We start from the raw sequence: 22,354 nt of genomic DNA, 5'->3' as shown, positions 1-22,354 counted from the left end.
AAAATTATTGAATGTCACATGGCAAAGAAGTAACCTTCATTCAGACCTTTTCCTTTATCAGACCGGTACGATAAGCAACGAGCAACTTCTTCAAGTCCTGTATTTGAGTTACCAATTCTTTTCCCTTATCGGTGTCTTTCACCATCATCCGTTGTGAATTGAATTCCAATACGAAATTGGTAGATTTGATATCCAATCCCTCTTCGATAGCTTTCTGACGAGACTGGAACGGTTCGTGCTGTACAAGCTGCATACCGTGAGAATGGTAGACAAGTGTATATCCGGCAATTCCCGTTTCAGGCTGATAGGCTTTGGAAAATCCTCCGTCGATAACGAATAGTTTGCCATTGGCCTTCATCGGCTGTTCTCCTTGAATAGTCTTCACAGGCACATGACCGTTTATTATATGCGAATGAGGACCTAAAGCTCCAAACTCGGCCAGTATCTGATCACAAATATCCTCCCGATTGCGCAATGTATAATAATATCCTTTCTTCTCTTTATGCATTTCTTTGTCTTCCAGGAAATAGCGTTCAAAAGTAGCCATCTTATCCTTATCAAACAAAGGCGCATCCGGACCACACCACATATACCAGATATAATCCATCGCAAATTCCTTATCCTCCTCTCCCTCTTCGTCGAAGTAGGCGGTACGGATCAGTTGATCGGCCTTATCCAGAAGTTTGTGTCCCCAATACTCTTTTCCGCGTATCTTGACATGCTTAAAGCTACCGTCCTCATTCAAAGGCACGGAAGCGTGATAAAGAAGATTGGAGTTGGATACCAGATACATCCCGCCGTAAGTAAACAGGCAACGCATATGCTTCTTCAATTTCTCACTATTCATAAATGAATAATGAATCTTATCCACAAGCTCACGTTCTTCATCCGTCAAGCGGTAAGGATTGGCGGGATCTACCGTCGGAAAGTTCGTGTCACGAAGGGCATACTCCTTACCTTCGTAGACAAAGACACCACGCTCAAAATCTATCTTCTCCAACAATTTACGATTTGCCATTCCAAACTCCGGACGGCGGTCGATGATCTCGGCTTCCAGCTTAAACTGGATAATAGTGATCGCCTTGTGCATCTGAGTAATCAAGCGCAACGTTTTCTCATTATAATGAGTATCGGCAAAATTCATTTTCGGCATGAAAATGGTGCAAGGATCATCAGCATAAGTATCCATAGCAAAGGTAGCAAGTGGCAGCAGATTGATTCCGTAACCGTCTTCAAGTGTAGCCAGATTACCATATCGCATAGACATACGTATCACATTGGCTATGCAACTGTCATTGCCGGAGGCGGCGCCCATCCACAGAATATCGTGATTGCCCCATTGAATATCGAAATTATGATAATTGCACAAGGTATCCATAATGATATGCGCCCCCGGTCCGCGGTCGTAGATGTCGCCTACGATATGAAGTGAATCGATTGTCAAACGCTGAATCAGATTACACATGGCAATGATAAAATCATCGGCACGCTTTGTCGTGATAATCGTACTGATAATCACATTGATATAGGCATGCTTGTTCGGCTCGATAGATGACTCGTGCAACAATTCCTGTATGATATACGAGAATTCGGCAGGCAACGATTTACGTACCTTGGAACGGGTATACTTGGAAGATACGTTCTGACAGACTTTTACTAACTGGTTCAGAGTGATCAGATACCAATCGTCCAAATCCTTCTCACGGGCCTTCACCAGTTGAAGTTTTTCTTCGGGATAGTAAATCAACGTACAGATCTCTTTTTTCTCGGCCTCGCGAAGCGTATTGCCGAATATCTCATTTACCTTACGTTTTACTGCACCGGAAGCATTCTTCAGCACATGTTGGAAAGCTTCATATTCCCCATGTACATCTGTCAGGAAATGCTCCGTCCCTTTAGGTAGATTCAAGATAGCCTCCAGATTGATTATTTCCGTACTTGCATCGGCAATAGTAGGAAAACTTCGGGAAAGCAGTTGCAGATAACGCAGATCGTTCACAATGCTTTCAGGAGTTATGTTACTTTGAGCAGTCATTTCTATTTAATTACAAATTACTAAAATCAAATTACCATTTATCGACTTACAATCCATTGTTCTAATCTCCAAACTTACGTTTTTTGATTATTCGCGATAAATATAATACTTTTTTATTTATCCGGTTATTATTTTTTATTCAAAGTTTCATTTTTCAGCCCAAGAAGAACATCAGAAGTACTTGTGCGATAATCACCCGCAGGAACATACAGAGCGGATATACCGTCGCATAAGCCACAGAAGGGTTATCACCGGGTATTGTATCATTAGCATAATTCAACGCCATCGGATTGGCCATACTTCCACACAACATACCGGATACCGTACCAAAATCGATCTTCATCATTTTGAAGGCGACAAAACCTACCAATACTGTCGGGATGATAGTCAGTCCGACTCCCAAAGCAATCCACAGCAGACCTTCCGGACGGAATACGGTGTCGAAAAAGTGAGCTCCGGCATCCAATCCCAGACAGGCGAGATACAGGGAAAGTCCTAAGGCACGCAACATCAGATTCGCGCTGCGGGTAGTGTAGGTTATCATGTGTATCCGTGGTCCGAATGTCCCCAAAAGAATGCCAACAATAATCGGTCCGCCGGCCAGTCCCAGTTTCACGGGAGTACTGACACCCGGTATTGAAAAGGGAATAGCTCCCAATGCCAATCCCAATACAATTCCGATGAATATAACAACCAGATTGGGTTCTTTCAAGCTTTTAATGGCATTACCCAATACTTTTTCCACATTCAGGATGGCAGCTTTCTCCCCTACTACTGTCAGCCGGTCGCCCAACTGGAGTATCAACTCCGGAGTAGCGAGCAGTTGCACACCCGAACGATAGACACGGCTGATATTGATGCCGTAATGATTTCTCAATCGGAGTGATCCCAGCTTCTTTCCATTCAGTTCGGGACGAGTGATGACGATACGCTGTGAAACCAGTTCGCTGTCAATCGCATTCCAGTCAATGTCCTCTTTGTTCCAATCCGTATTTTCCTGTTCACCGAAAAGTACAGTCAACGCCAAAGCATCTTTCTCCGCAGTGATAACCAACAGACGGTCTCCCTCTTTCAGCACCTTGTCGGAAGTCGGAATGCTGACGTGTCCGTCCCGCCATAAGCGGGAGATGACAAACTTCGGGTAGCTCATATGTGCTATGTCTTTAATGCTCTTATTGAAAATAGCAGGATTGTGTACTTGAAACGCTGCAATATAAGTTTTGTTCGCATCATCTTTCTCTTTTATTTCCAAATCTTCTTTGCGAACCAATGCTTTACGGATTAACAAGACGGCAAGTATCACACCGACGACTCCCATCGGATAGGCTACCGCACATCCCAAAGCAGGTGTGCTACTCTCCAGCCCCATCTGTTTCAGAGTTTGCTGAGCAGCTCCCAACGCCGGAGTGTTCGTTGTCGCTCCACAAAGGATACCGACCATATCGGGAAGTGAGACACCTGTGGCATAGCTGGCTACGACCGTCAACAATGTTCCCAACAGGACGACTCCCAATGCCAGCATATTCAGCGTTACTCCTCCTTTACGGAAAGAACTGAAGAAACCGGGACCGACCTGTAAACCTAAAGAATAAACGAAAATCACCAAGCCGAAACTTTCCGCATAATTCAACATCTGAGGATCTACCGAAAGTCCGAGATGTCCGGCAAGGATACCTGTAAAAAAAACAAAAGTGACTCCTAAGGATACTCCCCAGAAATGCACTCTTCCCAAGCCTAAACCTACCGCAGAAATCAACGATAACACCACAACCGCCTGTAAGGCAGAATGTTCGAGAAACAGACTATATAACCACTCCATGTATTTTCAAACTAATAGGGCGCAAAGATAAAAACTATTTAGTCCCATTCAAAACTTTTATGCTTTCATTTTACGCCCTACTCATGCCTCGTGCTGATATTCTTCTATCATCTTTCTTATCTTCTTCCCTGATATTCCACAAAATTGTTCCGCCCGTCCAAATAGCCGCTCAACCTGTTGCCTCCAATATATACGTCGTCCAGGTAGGAAACATCATTGGGCCCATACGACATACGGATGGAAGTCTGCGCGAAATTTTCCCAACTCCAACGGAACTTATATTCAAATTCTTCCACATATCCGTCCGGATATTCCACCCGTATGTAATCTATTCCTGTACGATCTAAAAAGAAATCCAGTTCCTGACGGCAGTAGTTGTTGTCTATATCCCGATAAAAACTGACCCAGGTGCGGCTACACAAATCAGCCGAACGGTTGTAATAACCCGGTCCGTTATTATCATCATCGTAGAAACTGTCTATCTCCACTTCGCAAGAAGTAAGACCGACCATCAATACAGCCATCAAAGCCAGACCTAAATATCTAAATGTGTTCGTTTTCATATTCCTTTATTTTTAATGGTTCGTTTATTAATATTTATCATTTATCTTTCGATATGACAAAAGTATAGAATGAATTTTCCCCTTAAAACTGAAAAATCCTACTTTTCGGGAGGAAATTACCTACTTATAGGGGCAAATCCCCACGCTTGAGATTTAATGGTATAATACCGTGAACAGCTCATTCCAAACATATAGAATCTTAATAAAAATAGAATATAAGAAGTAAACATTTAATCAATGTTATAAAACATCCGTTTTTTCTTGTATTATTTGCAGATACCACAAAAGTCCGTATATTTGCAATGTGTTTTTCATAGTATTAGATTTAAGGTTAACAAAAGATTGGCTGTCTGGGATAGATAGCCTTTTTTTATACACCTACATTATCTCCCCTCTTTTATTCAATAAATCCAATACATCTTTTACTTATAGCGGCATTTTATGAACGTTTCTGAATAGAAATGAAACAGGCTCTAAAAAACTTCGAAAAAAATTATTTCGTTTAACATTTGAAACATAGAGGGTTATCTCCATTATTGAAAAACAAGTAAAAAAAATCTTGCTAAAAGATTTGCATAGTCAAAAACTTCCCCCTATCTTTGCACCGCATTTGAGAGAGAATGCGGGTTCAAGGAAGTTTGGGTGAGTGGCTGAAACCACCAGTTTGCTAAACTGACGTACTCGTAAGGGTACCGGGGGTTCGAATCCCCCAGCTTCCGCAAAATCTCAAAATAAAAAGAGCTAAGTATTTTAAGACTTAGCTCTTTTTAAATCAATCAAAATCCGGTGGGTTCGTCTAACGGTTAGGACACATGCCTCTCACGCATGTAATACGAGTTCGATTCTCGTACCCACTACACAACGAGGAAATGAATCAATTCATTTCCTCGTTTAATTTATACACCTCAAAAAAAGATTCTTTATCAATCCTCAACCTAATTCTCTCTTCCCGTTTCTGTCCTGCCAGATTCAAGAATAAATTGAAATATAACTGACTGAAAGAAAGACCGGAACGGTTATAAGTAATATCAAATGTCCAAGTCCTACGGAAAGAGTCAAAAGCAGCAAATGGCTGCTCACCACCTTTACACATAAACACTTCGGGAAAGGACGCAGGCGGATAAGGTTGAAATAAGCCAGCCAATTGCACATAAATGTAATCAATCATCCATTCTCCCGCCAAAGCAAGCTCCCCTTTTAAACGGAGTTTAACCGCATACGCAGCAGTTATATCAGGAGAAGTATAAACAGGTATCTGGCTCTCCGACGGATAGTCACCATTTTTATATCCCAGACTCATTGTCAATCCCGATTTACCGATTCCGTTAAATCCGTCAGCTTCCTGTCTCGCCAACTGATTCTTCAGATCAATCATAAACGTCAGTTTGCCAAGAGTTGGATCTCCCGGATACTGCGCCAGCGTATCCAGCACATAATCCTCCTCATTATAACTCCCGGCTACCAATTCTCCCTTTCCATCTTCCAGAGCGACACCACCCCTTTCAATATCTACATTGCCTACCGGATAATAAATCGCATCATCATCCTTCGCACAGCCAAAAACGCATAGCAGCAATACTGCCAATCCTATTATCTTATTCATAATCTTTTCTATATCTTGATTTAATAACAAATATACATCTTTTTTGTGCTGCAATTGATTTATATCAACCGTTTTTAGTATTTTTGCACACACCAAAACAAAAAAGACATGGATACATTGTTAAGAGAAACTGTAAATGCCGTTGTAAATTCCCGCTTTCCGGAAATGAGTATAGAGGGAAGACGGCAGATAGAAAGTATACTGATCCGTGAAGAGTTTCCCAAAGGAGCCATTGCATTGAATGAGGGAGAGGTCGCTCACGAGATTGTATTCGTCGGTAAAGGTATGCTCAGACAATACTACTACAAAAACGGGAAAGACGTTACCGAGCATTTCTCTTACGAAGGATGTATCGTGATGTGCATTGAAAGCTTCTTGAAGCAAGTACCTACCCGGCTTATAGTGGAGACACTGGAACCTTCCATTATCTACCTTTTCCCCCGCGACATGATACAGAAGCTGGCGAGAGAAAATTGGGAAATCAATATGTTCTATCAGAAAATATTGGAATACTCTTTAATTGTATCACAAGTCAAAGCTGATTCCTGGCGCTTTGAATCCGCCCGCGAACGCTATAATCTCCTGCTCGAAACGCATCCGGAAATCATCAAACGCGCTCCTTTGGCATACATAGCCTCTTACCTGCTGATGACACCGGAGACCTTGAGCCGCGTACGCTCCGGAGTTTTGTAAACACATTATCGGTTCTTCCGATATTCTTTGGGAGACATCCCCGTATAATGCTTAAAATATTTCCCGAAGAAGGACTGGTTGGCAAAGTTCAAGCGATCGGCTATCTCCTGTATATTCATGCTTGAGGAGTTCAAAAGTGCTTTTGCTTCCAAAATCACAAACTCATCGATCCACTCGCCCACAGTCTTTCCACTCACCTCCTTCACAACTCCGGAAAGATGTTTCGGTGTCAGACACAGCTGGTCAGCATAAAACTTCACACTACGTTCTGATTGATAAGATTCTACCAGCGTTTCATAGAAACGTTCAAAGATATACTCTTTCCGGCTTTTCGACTTCACCGAAGCAGTGGCTGCAGGCGCATGATTGTTAAAGATATTGCACAGTTCAAAAAAGAAACCCTGCATCAGTCCGAGCACGACCTCCCTGCGATACAGATCCCCTTTACTCCTCAACCTCTTTCTGATAAACGTATGATATTCCTGCACCGTGCGCTGCTCGTTCGGAGTCAGGCTAAAACAAGGATAATCTTTCAGATAGAAAAACAATGCAAGCAGATTGCCTACTTTAGGCAATGTCTCCAGCAAACTCTTGGATACCGCAAAGAAGATTCCCTTGAAGTCGGGACTAAACTGCCGGTGTTCTATAATCTGACTCGGCAGGGCTATCACCATCCCTCCCGAAGATAATTGAAAATCCTGCAGATTAATATTAAAAGTACCCTCACCTTCCAGGCAAAGTCCTATTGTCAATACCTCCAACTTGCTGGGACCACTATATAAGGAAATAACGCTCTCCGAATCGAAGAGCGCTATATCATTATCAATGACATCAATGCTATCAACATCTATATGCTTAGAATGAACTACAGAAGAAATACCTACTTTAGGAACATTTTGAATATCCATACTCTCTCTTTTTGCGACAAATATACCAGCAATAAATCAGATATACAAGCCAAAACAGAGTATCACCAGACAAAATGAACATTTTTGGCTACTTATTGACCACCCCGAACAGATACTCAGCGTCACGCCGGGCAGCAGGAACAGTCCACTTCTCCGGAACGAATTTCCACTGATTCAACGCTTTCGGATTCATTCCCCCCTTCTCCTCGATGTAATTCATCAGGTAAAAACGAAGATCCTTATCAGTAGAGAAAATGATACGGTCTTTCAATTTCTCTTGAGGAATGCCCGAACCTTTTGTCAACAATTCACCGCCACCATTACCACGATAAGAATTCAACGCCACTTTATAAATCTTATTTATATCGAAAGGAGAGCCATCTGCCATACTGACAATCGTAATCTTCTCCCCTTTCGGTTTAGTAACATCCACCGTATAGATTATGCCGGAAGCCGAATCAAAGTTAAAACTGAAATTCTGGAAAGAAGTCCTGTCCTCCGCACCATCCCGACGTTTTTCCTTGAACCACAGCAAATGGTCGTCCGGTGATTTCATCCGGTTAGTCCACATGAAATAAGACATCTCCAGAAAATCCTTGATTTCTTTACCGGACAAAGTCATCACGTACAGCATATTTTCATACTTATATAAGTTGAACATATCACTGACGAACACATCCCCTTTCTTAATTTCCGCATCGAATGAAAGCGGCGCTGCAAAAGAAATGTCGGCTCCCGTGATATCGAGCTGCAAAGTATGTATCAGATCGATGAAAGCGGAAGGACCAAAGAAAGAAGGATGCGTAGAGATATCCTCAGTAAACGTACCGATTTTCTTGGACACAAACTTCCGCACAGCCTCATACTGCGGAGCGAAACGTTTCATAAAATCCTCGCTGACACCATACTCCTTTGTCTCCGTCAATACCCCTTGAATATCCTTGCTCAGTACCTTGCCATCCTTCAACTTCAAAGTGATGTCGACATTGGACAGCACCACTCCGTTGCTTGCCGGATCAATAACCAACACCGAATCTCCGGCAACATTCATCACCTTCTTACATTCGCGGGCATGATCATGTCCCATCAATACCACATCGAATCCCGGAATATTCTTTGCCACATTCAGAGACGCATTCTCATTATATTTACCGGACATCTTAAACGCATCCTGTCCGGCATGGAACAACCCGATTACCACATCCGGGTTCTCCTTTGCACGGATTATCTTCATCCATTTGCGAGCCGTCTCCTCCATATCGTCAAAACGAAGCCCTCTCCACAGATTTTCCGAAAGCCAGGCAGGAATGGCCGGTGTTATCATCCCCAAAACGACGATCTTCACCCCGTCCCGTTCCAACATTTTATAAGGAGGAAGATGAGGTTTCCCCGTAGACGTATCAATGATATTGGCTCCCAGTACGGGAAAGTCACAGGTTCCAATCCAACGGTCGAATACGGCACGTCCAGTTTCCACATCATGATTCCCCATATTGCCCGCATCATATTTCATATAATTCATCATCTCGGCGCAAAGATGCGGAGACACGGTATCTATATAATTATAGTAATAAGCGGTAGGTTGTCCTTGCAGAATATCCCCATTATCCAGCAATATCAGATTATCCTTATACTCCCGGCGTTCCTTCTCAATAAATGAGTATATCCGGGCCAGACTCCCTTTCCATTCCTGACGGGTTATAAAATTGTAAGGATAATAATTTCCGTGTACATCACTTGTCTGTACAATCTTCAACTTCACTACCTTTTCCTGTGCCGCAACGGACAGTGCCAGACAGAAAAGCCAAGCATAAATCAATGTTATTCGTTTCATTCTTTTTCTATTTTTAGAGGATGCGAGAATATAAATCGTGCCCCGCCTGTATAGTCGGGATCAATCCATATTACTCCTTTCCATTTAGATACGATTAATTTACAGATAGACAACCCCAATCCGGTTCCCTGAGCATACTCATTCAGTTTCTCAAAGCGTTCGAACACAAGTTTCTGTTTTTCTTTCGGGATACCGCATCCGGTGTCAGTTACTGAGAAAACCGCCATTCCCGTTTTCTCATCGACAGAAAAGTCCAATGTAATCTTCCCCTTTTTCGTAAACTTATCAGCATTCGACAAGAGATTGATAATCACCTGCTGCATACGTTGTATATCCGTCTCCATCCGATACGTCTCAAAAGAAGTGGTAAACAGAAACTGATTATCCGAAGATTGCCGTGAAAAACTAACGGAAGCAACCACCTGCCGACACAACAGTACGATATCACACTCCTCCCAAGTCAGCGTCACCCGGTTAGCCTCCAGTCGCGAAAGGTCAAGAATATCATTAATCAGGCGGAGCAGTAAATCTGAATTAGTCTTGATAATCTGAAAATAGGACTGACGTTCCTCCTCCGTACTTCCTTCCACAGCCAACACATCCGAGAATCCGACAATTGAGTTCAGCGGTGTACGTATCTCATGACTCATGTTCGCCAGGAAAGCACTTTTCAAACGGTTGGACTCTTCCGCCCTGTCTTTCGCCACACGCAGATCTTTGTCCGATCTCAACAGTTCGTCTTTCAACCGCTTCGTACGGAAATAATAAAAGAGAGAAATAAACAGCCCCAACACCAAGACAACAAACAAAGTGCAAGCAGACCATATCTGATACGTATACTGCTGATAGAATGAAACCGGCTGATTGATGAGCTCCACGCCAAAAGGCAAAGCCTTCGGATCCAGTCCCCATTCTTTCGCTTTCCGACTGTCCATCACAGCCTTAGATTCCATAATCTGCAGATGTTTCTCCGTGCTGCCGGACTGATTATCCATCCGGACAGATTCCATAGCCATCTCTTCTCCCACTTTTCGATAATCGGGCAATACGCCTCCTATCGCCCAATGTCCCAGACTCACCGATGAAGGTGTAAAGGTAGGAATGGCAGGAGCCGCTTCCATCATCGCATACGTGGCGTTCCGCATAAAATACCCCTCATTCATGTCCACCCTCCAAGTACCCACCATAATAACAGTATGCTCCGGCAAATGCCGCAATTCCTCTACAATCGTATAAATGGTATGTTTTCTTCCGTCCAACAGAACAAGATCCAGATCGGGGAAATTTTTCATTTCCTTTCGCACCAACGCTTGCATCGTGACGCCGCCATACGTATTATCCGAGATAAAAGCAATATGTTTTGTTTCGGGATAGAACGCACGAATCATACGCACATTATCTCCTATATTATAATGATTGATAAATCCCGACTGCAATTCAGGAATATCCATATGATCTTCAAAGATATCTACAGATTCGGGCAACCAGCTATCCAAACTTCCGACAGTATCTTCCGGCAATATCACGACATTGCTGCTGACCAGACTACACATTACCGGAACTTTCACCCGCATCGAATCCCTCTGAGACAGATAAGCCGCCCACGCCTCCTGTCCTAACAATATAATTTGTGCCGGTTGCTGCTTTCCCCCCTGATATTTAGCAAGGATTTGTGTCATCATACCACTCCATAAAGGAGCTTCCGAGAAACTCTTGCAGTTCATATTCTCAATAATAATATCACGTTTCCCTCCCAGTTTGGTATATCCCTCCATATAATCGGAAATAGTAACTGAAGTCTGATGGGCAGCCGGATTATAGGAACAAATAATTAGAATAGGATTCATATCCTTAGAGGTTGCAAAGACCTCCATTGACAGGGATAGCCAAAGGAAGAAAGCAAAAAGACATCCTGAATATCTGGGCATAGTTATGCAGTTTTGATGTGCTTACTTATTTATTTAGGTTGCAAATATAGTAAAACTTGTCGGTTTTAACGGATTAATGTGTATTTTTGTCGCTCATTTATTCTCAAAAAATACAATTTATGGAATTATTTCACAAGATGATTTCCGGACTGTCAGGCATATCGGAAAAACAAATAAGCAGTACCCTCCACCTTCTGGGTGAAGGCGCTACGATTCCTTTCATCAGCCGCTACCGCAAAGAAGTTACAGGCGGACTGAATGAAGTTCAGATAGAACAGATCAAAGAGCAACATGATAAGTTGTGCGACATAGCCAAACGGAAAGAGACTATTCTCGGCACCATCACCGAACAAGGAAAACTCACCGCCGAGCTGGAGAAACGTATCAACGACACCTGGAATCCGACAGAACTGGAGGATATCTACCTCCCCTACAAGCCCAAACGTAAGACACGTGCCGAAGCCGCCCGTCAGAAAGGGTTGGAGCCGCTTGCCACCCTAGTGCTATTACAGAGGGAAAACAACCTGAGCGCCCGTGCCGCCTCATTCGTCAAGGGAGAGGTAAAAGACGTGGAAGACGCGTTGAAAGGGGCTCGCGATATCATAGCCGAGCAAGTGAACGAAGACGAACGTGCCCGTAACGCCGTCCGCAATCAATTCAGCCGCCAGGCGGAAATCAACGCTAAAGTAGTTAAAGGCAAAGAAGAAGAGGCCGCCAAATACCGGGACTATTTCGATTTTTCCGAACCTTTGAAACGCTGCACTTCCCATCGCCTGCTTGCCATCCGCCGCGCCGAAGCCGAAGGGCTGCTGAAAGTGTCCATCACTCCGGACGACGAGGCGTGCATCGAACGTCTGGAACGCCAATTCGTACGTGGTAACAATGAATGCAGCGAACAAGTGAGCGAAGCTGCTATCGACGCCTACAAACGTCTGCTTAAACCTTCCATCGAAACGGAATTTGCCGCACAATCAAAAGAGAAAGCCGATGACGAAGCCATCCGCGTCTTCACGGAGAACCTCCGCCAACTACTCCTTGCCGCCCCATTGGGACAGAAGCGGGTACTCGCCATCGATCCCGGTTTCCGTACCGGTTGCAAGGTTGTTTGTCTCGACGCTCAAGGTAATCTGCTGCATAATGAAAACATTTATCCTCATCCTCCGGTCGGCAAGACCGGTGAAGCTGCTTCGAAACTCCGTAAGATGGTCGAAGCCTACCAGATCGAAGCTATCTCCATCGGCAACGGAACGGCCAGCCGCGAAACGGAGGACTTTATCAACCAACAGACATTCGACCGTCAGATTCCTGTATTTGTAGTCAGCGAACAGGGGGCTTCCATCTATTCGGCTTCCAAGATCGCCCGCGACGAATTTCCTGACTACGACGTGACGGTCAGAGGAGCCGTTTCCATCGGCCGCCGTCTGATGGATCCATTGGCGGAATTAGTCAAGATAGATCCCAAGTCCATCGGAGTCGGTCAGTATCAGCATGATGTAGACCAGACGAAATTAAAGAAAGCGCTCGACCAGACCGTAGAGAATTGCGTAAACCTCGTAGGAGTGAACCTGAATACAGCCAGTAGCCATCTGTTGACTTACATTTCCGGATTAGGTCCTCAACTGGCGCAAAATATCGTCAATTATCGTGCCGAGAATGGAGCCTTCAACTCCCGCAAAGAACTGATGAAAGTTCCGCGTATGGGCGCCAAAGCTTTCGAGCAGTGTGCCGGGTTCCTCCGTATTCCCGGAGCAAAGAACCCGCTCGACAATACGGCCGTGCATCCGGAAAGTTACCATATTGTGGAACAGATGGCAAAGGATTTGAAATGTACTGTCAATGAGCTGATAGCCGACAAGGACCTCCGCCGGAAAATCAATATCTCCGATTACGTCACTCCCGTCGTCGGCCTGCCTACCTTACAAGATATTATGCAGGAACTCGAAAAACCCGGACGCGACCCACGAAAAGCCATCAAAGTATTTGAGTTCGACAAGAATGTACGTACCATAGCCGATTTACGCGAAGGCATGATTCTTCCGGGCATTGTAGGAAACATCACCAATTTCGGAGCTTTCGTCGATATAGGTATCAAGGAGAACGGTCTTGTACACCTCTCCCAATTGGCGGAACGTTACATTTCCGATCCTACGGAAATCGTTTCCATCCACCAGCACGTCATGGTCAGAGTGATGAACGTAGATACCGACCGCAAACGGATTCAGCTTAGCATGATCGGTGTACCGCAAGACTGATCGCCGTTCTTTTCTCACCCCACCAGATAATAAGAACAGTAAACAGAATCATCAGTACCGTGCAAATGAGCGAGCCTTCAAAACCGAAGGCTCCGCCATTCAGCACATTATTTTCGGGCATATTCAGTTTCAGCATAGTAGACACAAAATTGTTGCCGCTCACCTGATAGCCCAGAACCGGACCTTGTATCCAATTCCAGAAAAGATGGAGGGAGATCGGGAAACAAAGGTTCCGCGTATATAAATAAGAAGCACCCAGCAACATGCCTGCCAGCAAAAGGTTGATCATCGGCAAGGCATTTATTTCAGGATTAAAAATATGCAGGAATGCGAATAACGATGCCGAGATAAACAGGGAAAGGAATTTATTCAGACGAGTATGTAATAAACGTCCCAATATATAGCCACGCATCAGAATCTCTTCAAACACTGCGACAAGCAGGAAAAACACCCACGCCCCCGCTAAATCCCAAGCCTTGAACTGAAAACCGACTACTTCCACTTCGCCCATAGCCAACGACAAACCGAAGCCTACCATATACAACAGGACAGCCATCAAAAAACCGTACCACAACCCTTTCGTATGTCCTCTGACGGACAGCCCCAAGTCAGAGAACGGGCGGCGTTCAAAACGTAACATGATAGCGGCGGCAGTGAGAACAGCCAGCAGCATACTGCTTTCCAACAGAATATACCCCACCAATCCCGGATGACGGGCCTCCACTCCAAGCACCATCGACAAGAATCCTCTTGCCAGCGTGCCGTACAATCCCATAAATATGAAAAATATTCCTATAAACAATGGGATACACGCCCATACAGGAAGTCTCTTAGGTTCTTTTTTCTCCACAATATCTTCTGCCGTCATTTTACAATTTGTTAATCCACCTGCAAAATTAGATATAAAACATAAAAAAACATCATATAATTTCGTTTTTTCCTATATTTGTCAGAACAAATTCGCATGATTATGAAAATTAAACTACTATTGATAAGCTTCTTATTGGCAGCCAACGCTTTAGGAGCAGTAGCACAAGTGAGTAAAACTTATTATGTAAGCAAACCCGGAACACTTATTTCCATGATGACGGAGGATGAAGCCAACGCCGTCACCCATCTCACCCTGACCGGTAAGCTGAATGCAGAAGACTTCCGACATCTGCGTGACGAATTCGCCAGTCTGAAAGTACTGGACATCTCGAATGCCGAGATCAAGATGTACAGCGGCAAGGCGGGCACTTACCCCAACGGAAAGTTCTACATTTATATGCCGAATTTCATTCCCGCATACGCATTCTCAAATGTTGTAGACGGAGTAACCAAAGGCAAGAAGACGCTGGAGAAGGTAATACTTTCGGAAAAAACCAAAAATATAGAGGATGCAGCCTTCAAAGGTTGCGAAAACTTGAGAATCTGTCAGATTCGCAAAAAGACAGCTCCCAATCTGTTGCCGGAAGCGTTGGCGGACAGCGTTACCGCCATCTTCGTACCTCTAGGCAGCAGCGATTCTTACCGTAATAAGGACAGATGGCAGAACTTCGCTTTCATCGAGGGTGAACCAGTAGAAGCAACCTTGCAAGTGGGACTGATGGGCAAATTGGAAGAAGAGATTCTGAAAGCCGGATTACAACCTAGAGACATCAATTTCCTGACTGTAGAAGGCAAACTGGACAACGCCGATTTCAAACTAATCCGCGACTATATGCCGAATCTGGTAGCGGTCGACATTTCAAAAACAAACGCAACGGCCATCCCCGACTTCACTTTCTCACAGAAAAAATACCTGCTGAAAATAAAACTACCCCGCAATCTGAAATCCATCGGTCAACGTGTATTCAGTAATTGCGGCCGTCTGTGCGGCACATTGGAACTTCCCGCCGGTGTGACGGCTATTGAGTTCGGCGCATTTATGGGATGCGACAATCTTCGCTATGTAGTGGCTACCGGAGACAAGATTACGACCGTCGGAGACAGTTTGTTTGGCGAAGGAGTGCCGAGCAAGTTGATTTATAAGAAATAAATGATTCTAACAACGATAATGGCGGTATCTCTCATGGGGATACCCGTCGCTGACGAGCCCAAAGACTCGGTGATGCGGAAAGAGGCAGACGCGTTCATGGCACGGATGAGTCCGACGCTGCAGCCCACACAGCGTGACGCTATATTTACAGCTATCAACGGAAATACGAAGAAGTTGGAAAATGTAAGAAATGCGCGTAATGGCAAACCTACTTATCCCGCAAATGTAAAAGTGACAGAGCCCGCCGGTAATCTGAGGCTTTACACCCCTACCACTTCCACCAACAATACATTGCTTATCTATCTGCATGGCGGAGGATGGACAATCGGCAGTTTGAACAGTTGTGCCCGGTTTTGCAGCGAAGTCTGTTCGAGAAGCGGCATAAGTGTCCTCGCTGTTGACTATCGTTTATCCCCCGAACACCCTTATCCGACACCGCTTGACGATTGTGAGGAAGCGATCAGATTTGCAATAAAGAATGCAGCCCGTTGGGGATGTTCTCCCAACCGGATAATGGTAGGCGGTGATAGTTCCGGCGGCAATCTCGCCATTTCTTCCACATTGAGAATGAACGAAGGGGATATAGCGGGGCTTTTGCTTTTCTATCCCGTTGTGAAGGCATGGAATGACCATAGCCCTTCATGGCAGAAGTACGACAAGGGATTCGGGCTGGACGGAGATTTAATGGAGGCGTTCAACCAAAGTTATGAGCCATCACCCGATAGGATACACAATCCGGAAATATCCCCCATGTCGGCCACAGACAAAACCTTGAAAAAACTACCTCGTACACTCCTTATCGCAGCCGGACGAGATATCCTGGCTTGTCAAGGGAAAGAGTTTATCGACCGTATCACCTCTCTTGGCGTGAATGCTACCCGACTCGAATTTCCCTCGGCAGTGCATTTGTTTATCACTGTGCCCGGTCAAGAAACAGCTTTCTATGAAGCGGTGAAGCATACAGTGGAGTTTCTTGGCAAATAAAAAGTAATCAAAACTCAACTATGGAGATAAAAACAGCTGTTTTCTTACAAAATAACAAATAAACGAATAAATAAGTGGCTTTAAAAATGCCACTTTCATCCGTTTTCCGTATATTTGCTTCGATATGAATTAAAGAAGGGAATCGTGATATGATGAAACAAATACCATACGGATTGACGGATTTCGGACGCATCCAAAAAGAAAACTATTATTATGTGGATAAGACGATGTTTATCGAAAAGATAGAAATGCAGCCGTCTTATCTCTTCCTCATCCGCCCCCGACGCTTCGGGAAAAGCCTCACGCTGGCGATGTTGGAGGCGTACTATGATGTCCGTTACGCTGACCAGTTTGACGAATTGTTCGGGAAGCTGTATATCGGGCAACATCCCACACCCATACATAACCAGTTTCTCATCATGAGATTCAATTTCTCGGAGGTAAGCTCGAATATCAATGAGGTGGAGGAGTCTTTCCGGATGCATTGCTGCGGGAAGCTTTCCGATTTTGTTTACAGATACGAACATCTGCTGGGAAAAGACATCTGGAAAGTGCTGGATGAAAAAACAAAAGAAGAGCCCGGCGCTTTTTTGTCAGCCATCAACACTTACGCTACCCGCAAGGGAGACATCAAAATCTATCTACTGATCGATGAATACGATAATTTCACGAATACCATCCTATCGACTTACGGAACGGACTTATATCGGAAAGCGACGCATGGCGAAGGGTATATCCGGAGATTCTTCAATGTAATCAAAGCCGCCACGACGGGAATGGGTTCCGCCGTCAACAGACTGTTTATCACGGGAGTAAGCCCGGTGACGATGGACGACGTGACAAGCGGATTCAACATAGGAACGAATATCACAAACGATCCCTGGTTTAACGACCTGGTGGGGTTCAGCGAGAAGGAGCTGCGGGAAATGCTGGCCTATTATAAGGAACAAGGAGCTCTTTCCATGTCGATAGACGACACGGTGGCAATGATGAAACCCAACTATGACAATTATTGCTTCAGTGAAAATAAATTAACGGATTGCATGTTCAACTCGGACATGGTGCTCTATTGCATGAAGTCATTGATATTGCACGGAGTCAAACCTAAAGAGATTGTAGATCCGAATATCCGGACGGACTTTAACAAGCTTGCCTACCTCGTACGTCTTGACCACGGACTGGGAGAAAACTTCTCCGTCATCAAGGAGGTTGCGGAAAAGGGAGAAATAATAACCGAAATTGTCACTCATTTCTCCGCGTTGGAAATGACGGACGTAAGCAACTTCAGGTCGCTGCTGTTCTATTTCGGGCTGCTTTCCATCAAAGGAGTCGATATGATGGGACGTCCTATCCTGCACGTGCCTAACCTGGTGGTTCGAGAACAGCTGTTCAATTTCCTAATTCAAGGATATGCCCGTCATGAAATATTCAAGCTCGACGTGAACAGGTTGCTCACGCTGTTTGAGAATATGTCCTTCAAGGGAGAATGGAAACCGTTGTTCGAATTTGTAGCAGAGGCCATTCGGGAGCAGAGCCGTATCCGAGAATATATAGAAGGGGAAGCCCATATCAAAGGATTCCTACTCGCCTATCTAAGTATGTTCCGCTATTATCAACTGTATCCGGAATATGAAATGAACAAGGGATTCGCTGATTTCTTCTTCAAGCCCAGTCCGGCCGTACCCGTATCTCCACCCTACACTTATCTGCTGGAAGTGAAGTATGCGAAAGCCGGTGCTCCGGAAAAGGAAATAAGGGAGCTTGCCGATGAAGCGCGGGAGCAGCTGATCCGTTATAGCAAGGACGAATGTGTGGCGGAAGCCCGTCAGAAAGGGAAACTGAAACTGACAACGGTCGTATGGAGAAGCTGGGAGCTGGCGCTGATGGAAGAGGTAGAATAACAGAGGGTCAGTTCATTCATTCAAATGAACTGACCCTCTCTTTCTTTTAAGTGGTCACTTATTTGTCTCCGTACATCTTCGCCCGCAATTCCTTAATATGGTCGGAAGTGATATATTCGTCATATTCCATCATCTTGTCGATGATACCGTTCGGTGTCAGTTCGATGATGCGGTTGGCAACGGTCTGGATAAATTCGTGGTCATGAGACGAGAAGAGGATATTTCCTTTGTACGTCTTCAGGTTGTTGTTGAACGCCTGGATAGATTCCAAGTCCAGATGGTTGGTCGGAGTGTCCAGAATGAGGCAGTTGGCATTGCGCAGCTGCATACGGGCAATCATACAACGCATCTTCTCACCTCCAGAGAGTACGCTTACTTTCTTCAGCACCTCTTCGCCGGAGAAAAGCATACGGCCAAGAAAGCCTTTCATATATACCTCGTTGCCTTCTCCGAACTGACTCAACCAATCTACCAGATTCAGGTCGGTATTGAAGAAGTCGGTGTTATCCAGCGGCAGATAAGCAGTCGTGATAGTCACTCCCCAGTTGAAATGCCCTGCATCCGGTTTCATATTTCCGTTAATGATCTCAAACAAAGCTGTCATCGCGCGCGGATTGCGTGAGAGGAATACTACCTTGTCACCTTTCTCTATGTTAAAGTTCACGTCGTTGAAGAGCACTACGCCTTCCTCCGTCTTCTTACTCAGTCCGGAAACCTCCAGAATCTGGTTACCCGGCTCACGTTCAGGAGTAAAAATAATGCCCGGATACTTACGTGAAGAAGGTTTGATTTCTTCTATATTCAACTTCTCAAGCATTTTCTTACGACTAGTAGTCTGCTTGCTCTTCGCTACGTTCGCACTGAACCGACGGATAAACTCTTCCAACTCTTTCTTCTTCTCTTCCGCCTTTGCCTTCTGGTTCTGCTGCTGACGGAGAGCCAACTGGCTGGATTCGTACCAGAAGCTATAGTTACCGGCAAACATATTGATTTTTCCATAGTCAATATCTACGGTGTGCGTACATACAGAGTCGAGGAAGTGACGGTCGTGACTCACCACCAATACCGTATGCTCGAAATTGGAAAGATATTCCTCCAACCAGGTTACCGTCTCCATATCCAAGTCATTGGTAGGCTCGTCGAGCAAAAGATTGTCCGGATTTCCGTACAACGCCTGAGCCAGCATGACACGAACTTTTTCTTTACCGCTCAGTTCACCCATCAATGTATAGTGTTTGTCTTCTTTAATGCCCAATCCGCTCAGCAACATAGCTGCGTCACTTTCGGCATTCCATCCGTCCAACTCGGCAAATTTTTCTTCCAATTCGGATACTTTCAGTCCGTCTTCGTCTGTGAAATCTTCTTTTGCATACAATTCTTCGCGTTGCTTCATGATGTCCCACAACACGGTATGTCCCATCATGACGGTATCCATGACGGTATATGAATCCCACTTGAAGTGGTCCTGACTCAACACTGAGAGACGTTCGCCCGGTCCGAGCGCAATCGTACCTGTTGTAGGGTCCAGATCTCCGTAAATCGTACGGAGAAACGTAGACTTTCCCGCACCGTTCGCACCGATAATACCATAACAATTACCACTCGTAAACTTCAGGTTTACGTCATTAAATAACACTCTTTTACCAAACTGAACCGATACGTTCGAAACTGTAATCATCTTATTATTTACTATTTTACTAGTTACTACTTATTGTTTTAGCGTGCAAAGGTAGACATTTAAAATGAATTATGAGCTATCCGATATGTGCCAATCTGACATAAAAGTGTTACCTTTGCTGCGTTTTCTGGCAAAAACGCCGACTTGGCAAAGTTTTTGCAAGCAAGACTAATGACATCCGGTCAGTCCGGTATGTCGAATAGACGGTATCTCTAAAAAAGATAACGTGTTTTTAAACAATAAATAGTAACTAGTTAAATAGTAAATACCAAAATGGATCCAAAAGAAAAAAAAGTGAAGGAAGAAGAACTGAACGTTGAAGAAACTCAGAACGGTGCGGATGAACAACCGCAAAACGAACAAGCTGAAGAGGCGGCTCCACTGACGCACGAAGAGGAGTTGGAAAAGGAATTGGAAAAGGCTCAGGAGACTATTGATGAGCAGAAGGACAAATATCTGCGCCTGTCCGCCGAATTCGACAATTATCGTAAACGCACCATGAAGGAAAAGGCGGAACTGATTCTGAACGGTGGAGAAAAAAGTCTCAGCAGCATTCTTCCGATAGTGGATGACTTCGAGCGTGCCATCAAAACGATGGAGACGGCAACCGATGTGAGTGCCGTGAAAGAAGGTGTCGAGCTGATTTATAATAAATTCATGGCTGTATTGGGGCAAAACGGTGTAAAGGTTATCGAGACTAAAGACCAACCGTTGGATACCGATTATCACGAAGCCATCGCGGTAATCCCTGCTCCATCTGAGGAACAGAAAGGTAAGATTCTGGATTGTGTACAAACGGGTTATACATTGAACGACAAAGTGCTCCGCCACGCTAAAGTGGTAGTAGGGGAATAAGGACAACCCATAAAACTCATATTTTTTTAAAGAAGCATGGCAGAAAAAAGAGACTATTACGAAGTACTGGAGGTGACAAAGACGGCCACAGTAGAAGAAATAAAAAAGGCTTACCGCAAAAAAGCGATTCAATATCACCCCGACAAGAATCCTGGCGACAAGGAGGCGGAAGAGAAGTTTAAGGAAGCTGCGGAAGCGTATGATGTATTGAGCAATCCGGAAAAACGTTCGCGTTATGACCAGTTCGGTCATGCGGGAGTGAGCGGTGCGGCAGGAAATGGAGGACCGTTCGGCGGTTTCGGTGGCGAAGGCATGTCGATGGATGATATTTTCTCCATGTTCGGTGATATCTTCGGAGGTCGCGGCGGCGGTTTCGGAGGTGGCTTCGGAGGTTTTAGCGGATTCGGTGGAGGCGGTGGAGGCTCACAGCAACGCCGGTATCGGGGTAGCGATCTTCGCGTCAAAGTGAAACTGACTTTGAAGGAGATCTCTACGGGAGTGGAAAAGAAGTTTAAATTAAAGAAATATGTTCCGTGCGATCAGTGTCACGGTTCGGGTGCCGAAGGTGACGGAGGTTCGGAAACGTGTCCTACTTGTAAGGGTAGCGGCTCCGTGATCCGTAACCAGCAGACGATTTTGGGCACGATGCAGACTCGCGTCACGTGTTCTACTTGTGGCGGTGAGGGTAAGATTATCAAGAACAAATGTAAGAAGTGTGGTGGCGACGGAATCATTTACGGTGAAGAAGTGGTGTCGGTGAAAATCCCTGCCGGAGTGGCAGAGGGTATGCAGCTTTCTATGGGTGGCAAAGGAAATGCCGGCAAACACAACGGTGTGGCAGGCGACTTGCTGATTCTCGTAGAGGAAGAACCGCATCAGGACTTGATTCGCGACGAGAATGATTTGATTTATAATCTGTTGCTTAGTTTCCCGACTGCTGCTCTGGGCGGAGCCGTGGAAATTCCGACTATCGACGGCAAAGTGAAAGTGAAGATTGATTCGGGTACTCAACCGGGTAAGGTGCTTCGTTTGCGCGGCAAGGGATTGCCGAATGTGAACGGGTACGGAACAGGGGATTTACTCGTCAACATCAGTATCTATGTGCCGGAAGCGCTCAATAAAGAGGAAAAGAGCACGCTCGAAAAGATGGAGGCTTCGGACAACTTCAAACCTAACACGTCGGTGAAGGAGAAGATTTTCAAGAAGTTCAAGAGTTTCTTCGATTAATTTTTTGCTATAATATATAAGGTATAAGTGAGCTGCAATCTTTTTTGTGGCTCA

General features: G+C 44.9%; 16 protein-coding genes and 2 tRNA genes. 9 read left to right on the top strand and 9 right to left on the bottom strand.

Annotation, left to right across the window (positions count from 1 at the left end; translation table 11 throughout):
* Positions 1-40: 40 nt before the first annotated feature.
* The 3 genes from GD630_RS05055 to GD630_RS05045 all read right to left on the bottom strand — a co-directional run bounded on the left by GD630_RS05055 (position 41) and on the right by GD630_RS05045 (position 4,417).
* Entirely contained in the window at positions 41-2,035 is a 1,995-nt protein-coding gene (locus tag GD630_RS05055; protein ID WP_007753923.1) for a fructose-bisphosphatase class III, read from the bottom strand.
* 154 nt (positions 2,036-2,189) lie between these two features.
* Positions 2,190-3,854, bottom strand: coding sequence for a putative transporter (locus tag GD630_RS05050; RefSeq protein ID WP_143864593.1), 1,665 nt, complete (start codon positions 3,852-3,854; stop codon positions 2,190-2,192).
* Positions 3,855-3,970: 116 nt separating this feature from the next.
* Entirely contained in the window at positions 3,971-4,417 is a 447-nt protein-coding gene (locus GD630_RS05045) for a hypothetical protein (RefSeq protein WP_143864594.1), read from the bottom strand.
* A 632-nt stretch (positions 4,418-5,049) separates the two neighbouring features.
* Here GD630_RS05045 and GD630_RS05040 point away from each other — a divergent pair.
* Together GD630_RS05040 and GD630_RS05035 are read left to right on the top strand one after the other, a co-directional pair.
* A tRNA-Ser gene (locus tag GD630_RS05040) sits at positions 5,050-5,136 on the top strand.
* 66 nt (positions 5,137-5,202) lie between these two features.
* Positions 5,203-5,274, top strand: a tRNA-Glu gene (locus GD630_RS05035).
* A 17-nt stretch (positions 5,275-5,291) separates the two neighbouring features.
* Here GD630_RS05035 and GD630_RS05030 read toward each other — a convergent pair.
* Positions 5,292-6,113, bottom strand: a complete 822-nt coding sequence (locus GD630_RS05030) for a DUF3845 domain-containing protein (RefSeq protein WP_182505708.1) — start codon at positions 6,111-6,113, stop codon at positions 5,292-5,294.
* Between the two features lie 15 nt (positions 6,114-6,128).
* On the opposite strand from GD630_RS05030, the gene GD630_RS05025 reads away from it, so the two are divergent.
* Positions 6,129-6,713, top strand: a complete 585-nt coding sequence (locus tag GD630_RS05025; RefSeq protein WP_007759620.1) for a Crp/Fnr family transcriptional regulator — start codon at positions 6,129-6,131, stop codon at positions 6,711-6,713.
* 5 nt (positions 6,714-6,718) lie between these two features.
* On the opposite strand, the gene GD630_RS05020 is transcribed toward GD630_RS05025, so the two are convergent.
* The 3 genes from GD630_RS05020 to GD630_RS05010 form a co-directional block, all read right to left on the bottom strand.
* Complete coding sequence (locus GD630_RS05020; RefSeq protein WP_143864596.1) at positions 6,719-7,621, bottom strand: helix-turn-helix domain-containing protein; 903 nt, start codon at positions 7,619-7,621, stop codon at positions 6,719-6,721.
* 88 nt (positions 7,622-7,709) lie between these two features.
* Entirely contained in the window at positions 7,710-9,455 is a 1,746-nt protein-coding gene (locus GD630_RS05015) for a bifunctional metallophosphatase/5'-nucleotidase (protein ID WP_143864597.1), read from the bottom strand.
* On the bottom strand, positions 9,452-11,383 hold the full coding sequence (locus GD630_RS05010) for a sensor histidine kinase (RefSeq protein ID WP_143864598.1): 1,932 nt from the start codon (positions 11,381-11,383) through the stop codon (positions 9,452-9,454). Before GD630_RS05010 ends, GD630_RS05015 begins: the two co-directional genes overlap by 4 nt.
* Positions 11,384-11,502: 119 nt before the next feature.
* On the opposite strand from GD630_RS05010, the gene GD630_RS05005 reads away from it, so the two are divergent.
* On the top strand, positions 11,503-13,635 hold the full coding sequence (locus GD630_RS05005; protein ID WP_143864599.1) for a Tex family protein: 2,133 nt from the start codon (positions 11,503-11,505) through the stop codon (positions 13,633-13,635).
* Here GD630_RS05005 and GD630_RS05000 read toward each other — a convergent pair.
* Positions 13,607-14,503 carry a CPBP family intramembrane glutamic endopeptidase gene (locus tag GD630_RS05000; RefSeq protein WP_143864600.1) on the bottom strand — a complete coding sequence of 299 codons (897 nt, stop codon included), beginning with the start codon at positions 14,501-14,503 and terminating at the stop codon, positions 13,607-13,609. The genes GD630_RS05005 and GD630_RS05000 overlap by 29 nt on opposite strands.
* A gap of 102 nt (positions 14,504-14,605) precedes the next feature.
* On the opposite strand from GD630_RS05000, the gene GD630_RS04995 reads away from it, so the two are divergent.
* The 3 genes from GD630_RS04995 (at position 14,606) to GD630_RS04985 (ending at position 18,540) form a co-directional block, all read left to right on the top strand.
* Positions 14,606-15,655, top strand: coding sequence for a leucine-rich repeat protein (locus tag GD630_RS04995; RefSeq protein ID WP_143864601.1), 1,050 nt, complete (start codon positions 14,606-14,608; stop codon positions 15,653-15,655).
* Positions 15,656-16,639, top strand: coding sequence for an alpha/beta hydrolase (locus GD630_RS04990; protein ID WP_143864602.1), 984 nt, complete (start codon positions 15,656-15,658; stop codon positions 16,637-16,639). It begins immediately after the preceding gene.
* Positions 16,640-16,788: 149 nt separating this feature from the next.
* Positions 16,789-18,540: an ATP-binding protein gene (locus GD630_RS04985; protein WP_143864603.1), complete on the top strand. Its 1,752-nt coding sequence runs from the start codon at positions 16,789-16,791 to the stop codon at positions 18,538-18,540.
* A gap of 58 nt (positions 18,541-18,598) precedes the next feature.
* Here the strand turns inward: GD630_RS04985 and GD630_RS04980 are convergent, their stop codons facing one another.
* Positions 18,599-20,218, bottom strand: a complete 1,620-nt coding sequence (locus GD630_RS04980; protein ID WP_007759604.1) for an ABC-F family ATP-binding cassette domain-containing protein — start codon at positions 20,216-20,218, stop codon at positions 18,599-18,601.
* A 273-nt stretch (positions 20,219-20,491) separates the two neighbouring features.
* Here GD630_RS04980 and GD630_RS04975 point away from each other — a divergent pair, with 273 nt between their 5' ends.
* Together GD630_RS04975 and dnaJ are read left to right on the top strand one after the other, a co-directional pair.
* Entirely contained in the window at positions 20,492-21,073 is a 582-nt protein-coding gene (locus tag GD630_RS04975) for a nucleotide exchange factor GrpE (RefSeq protein ID WP_022275529.1), read from the top strand.
* Positions 21,074-21,109: 36 nt separating this feature from the next.
* A complete protein-coding gene (dnaJ, locus tag GD630_RS04970; RefSeq protein WP_143864604.1) occupies positions 21,110-22,300 on the top strand; it encodes a molecular chaperone DnaJ in 1,191 nt (396 codons plus the stop codon).
* Positions 22,301-22,354: the final 54 nt, after the last annotated feature.

The sequence above is a fragment of the Bacteroides zhangwenhongii genome (genome assembly GCF_009193325.2).
Lineage (GTDB): Bacteria > Bacteroidota > Bacteroidia > Bacteroidales > Bacteroidaceae > Bacteroides > Bacteroides zhangwenhongii.
The sequence above is the reverse complement of the archived record's forward strand: the minus strand, read 5'-3'. Positions and strand labels throughout refer to the sequence as shown.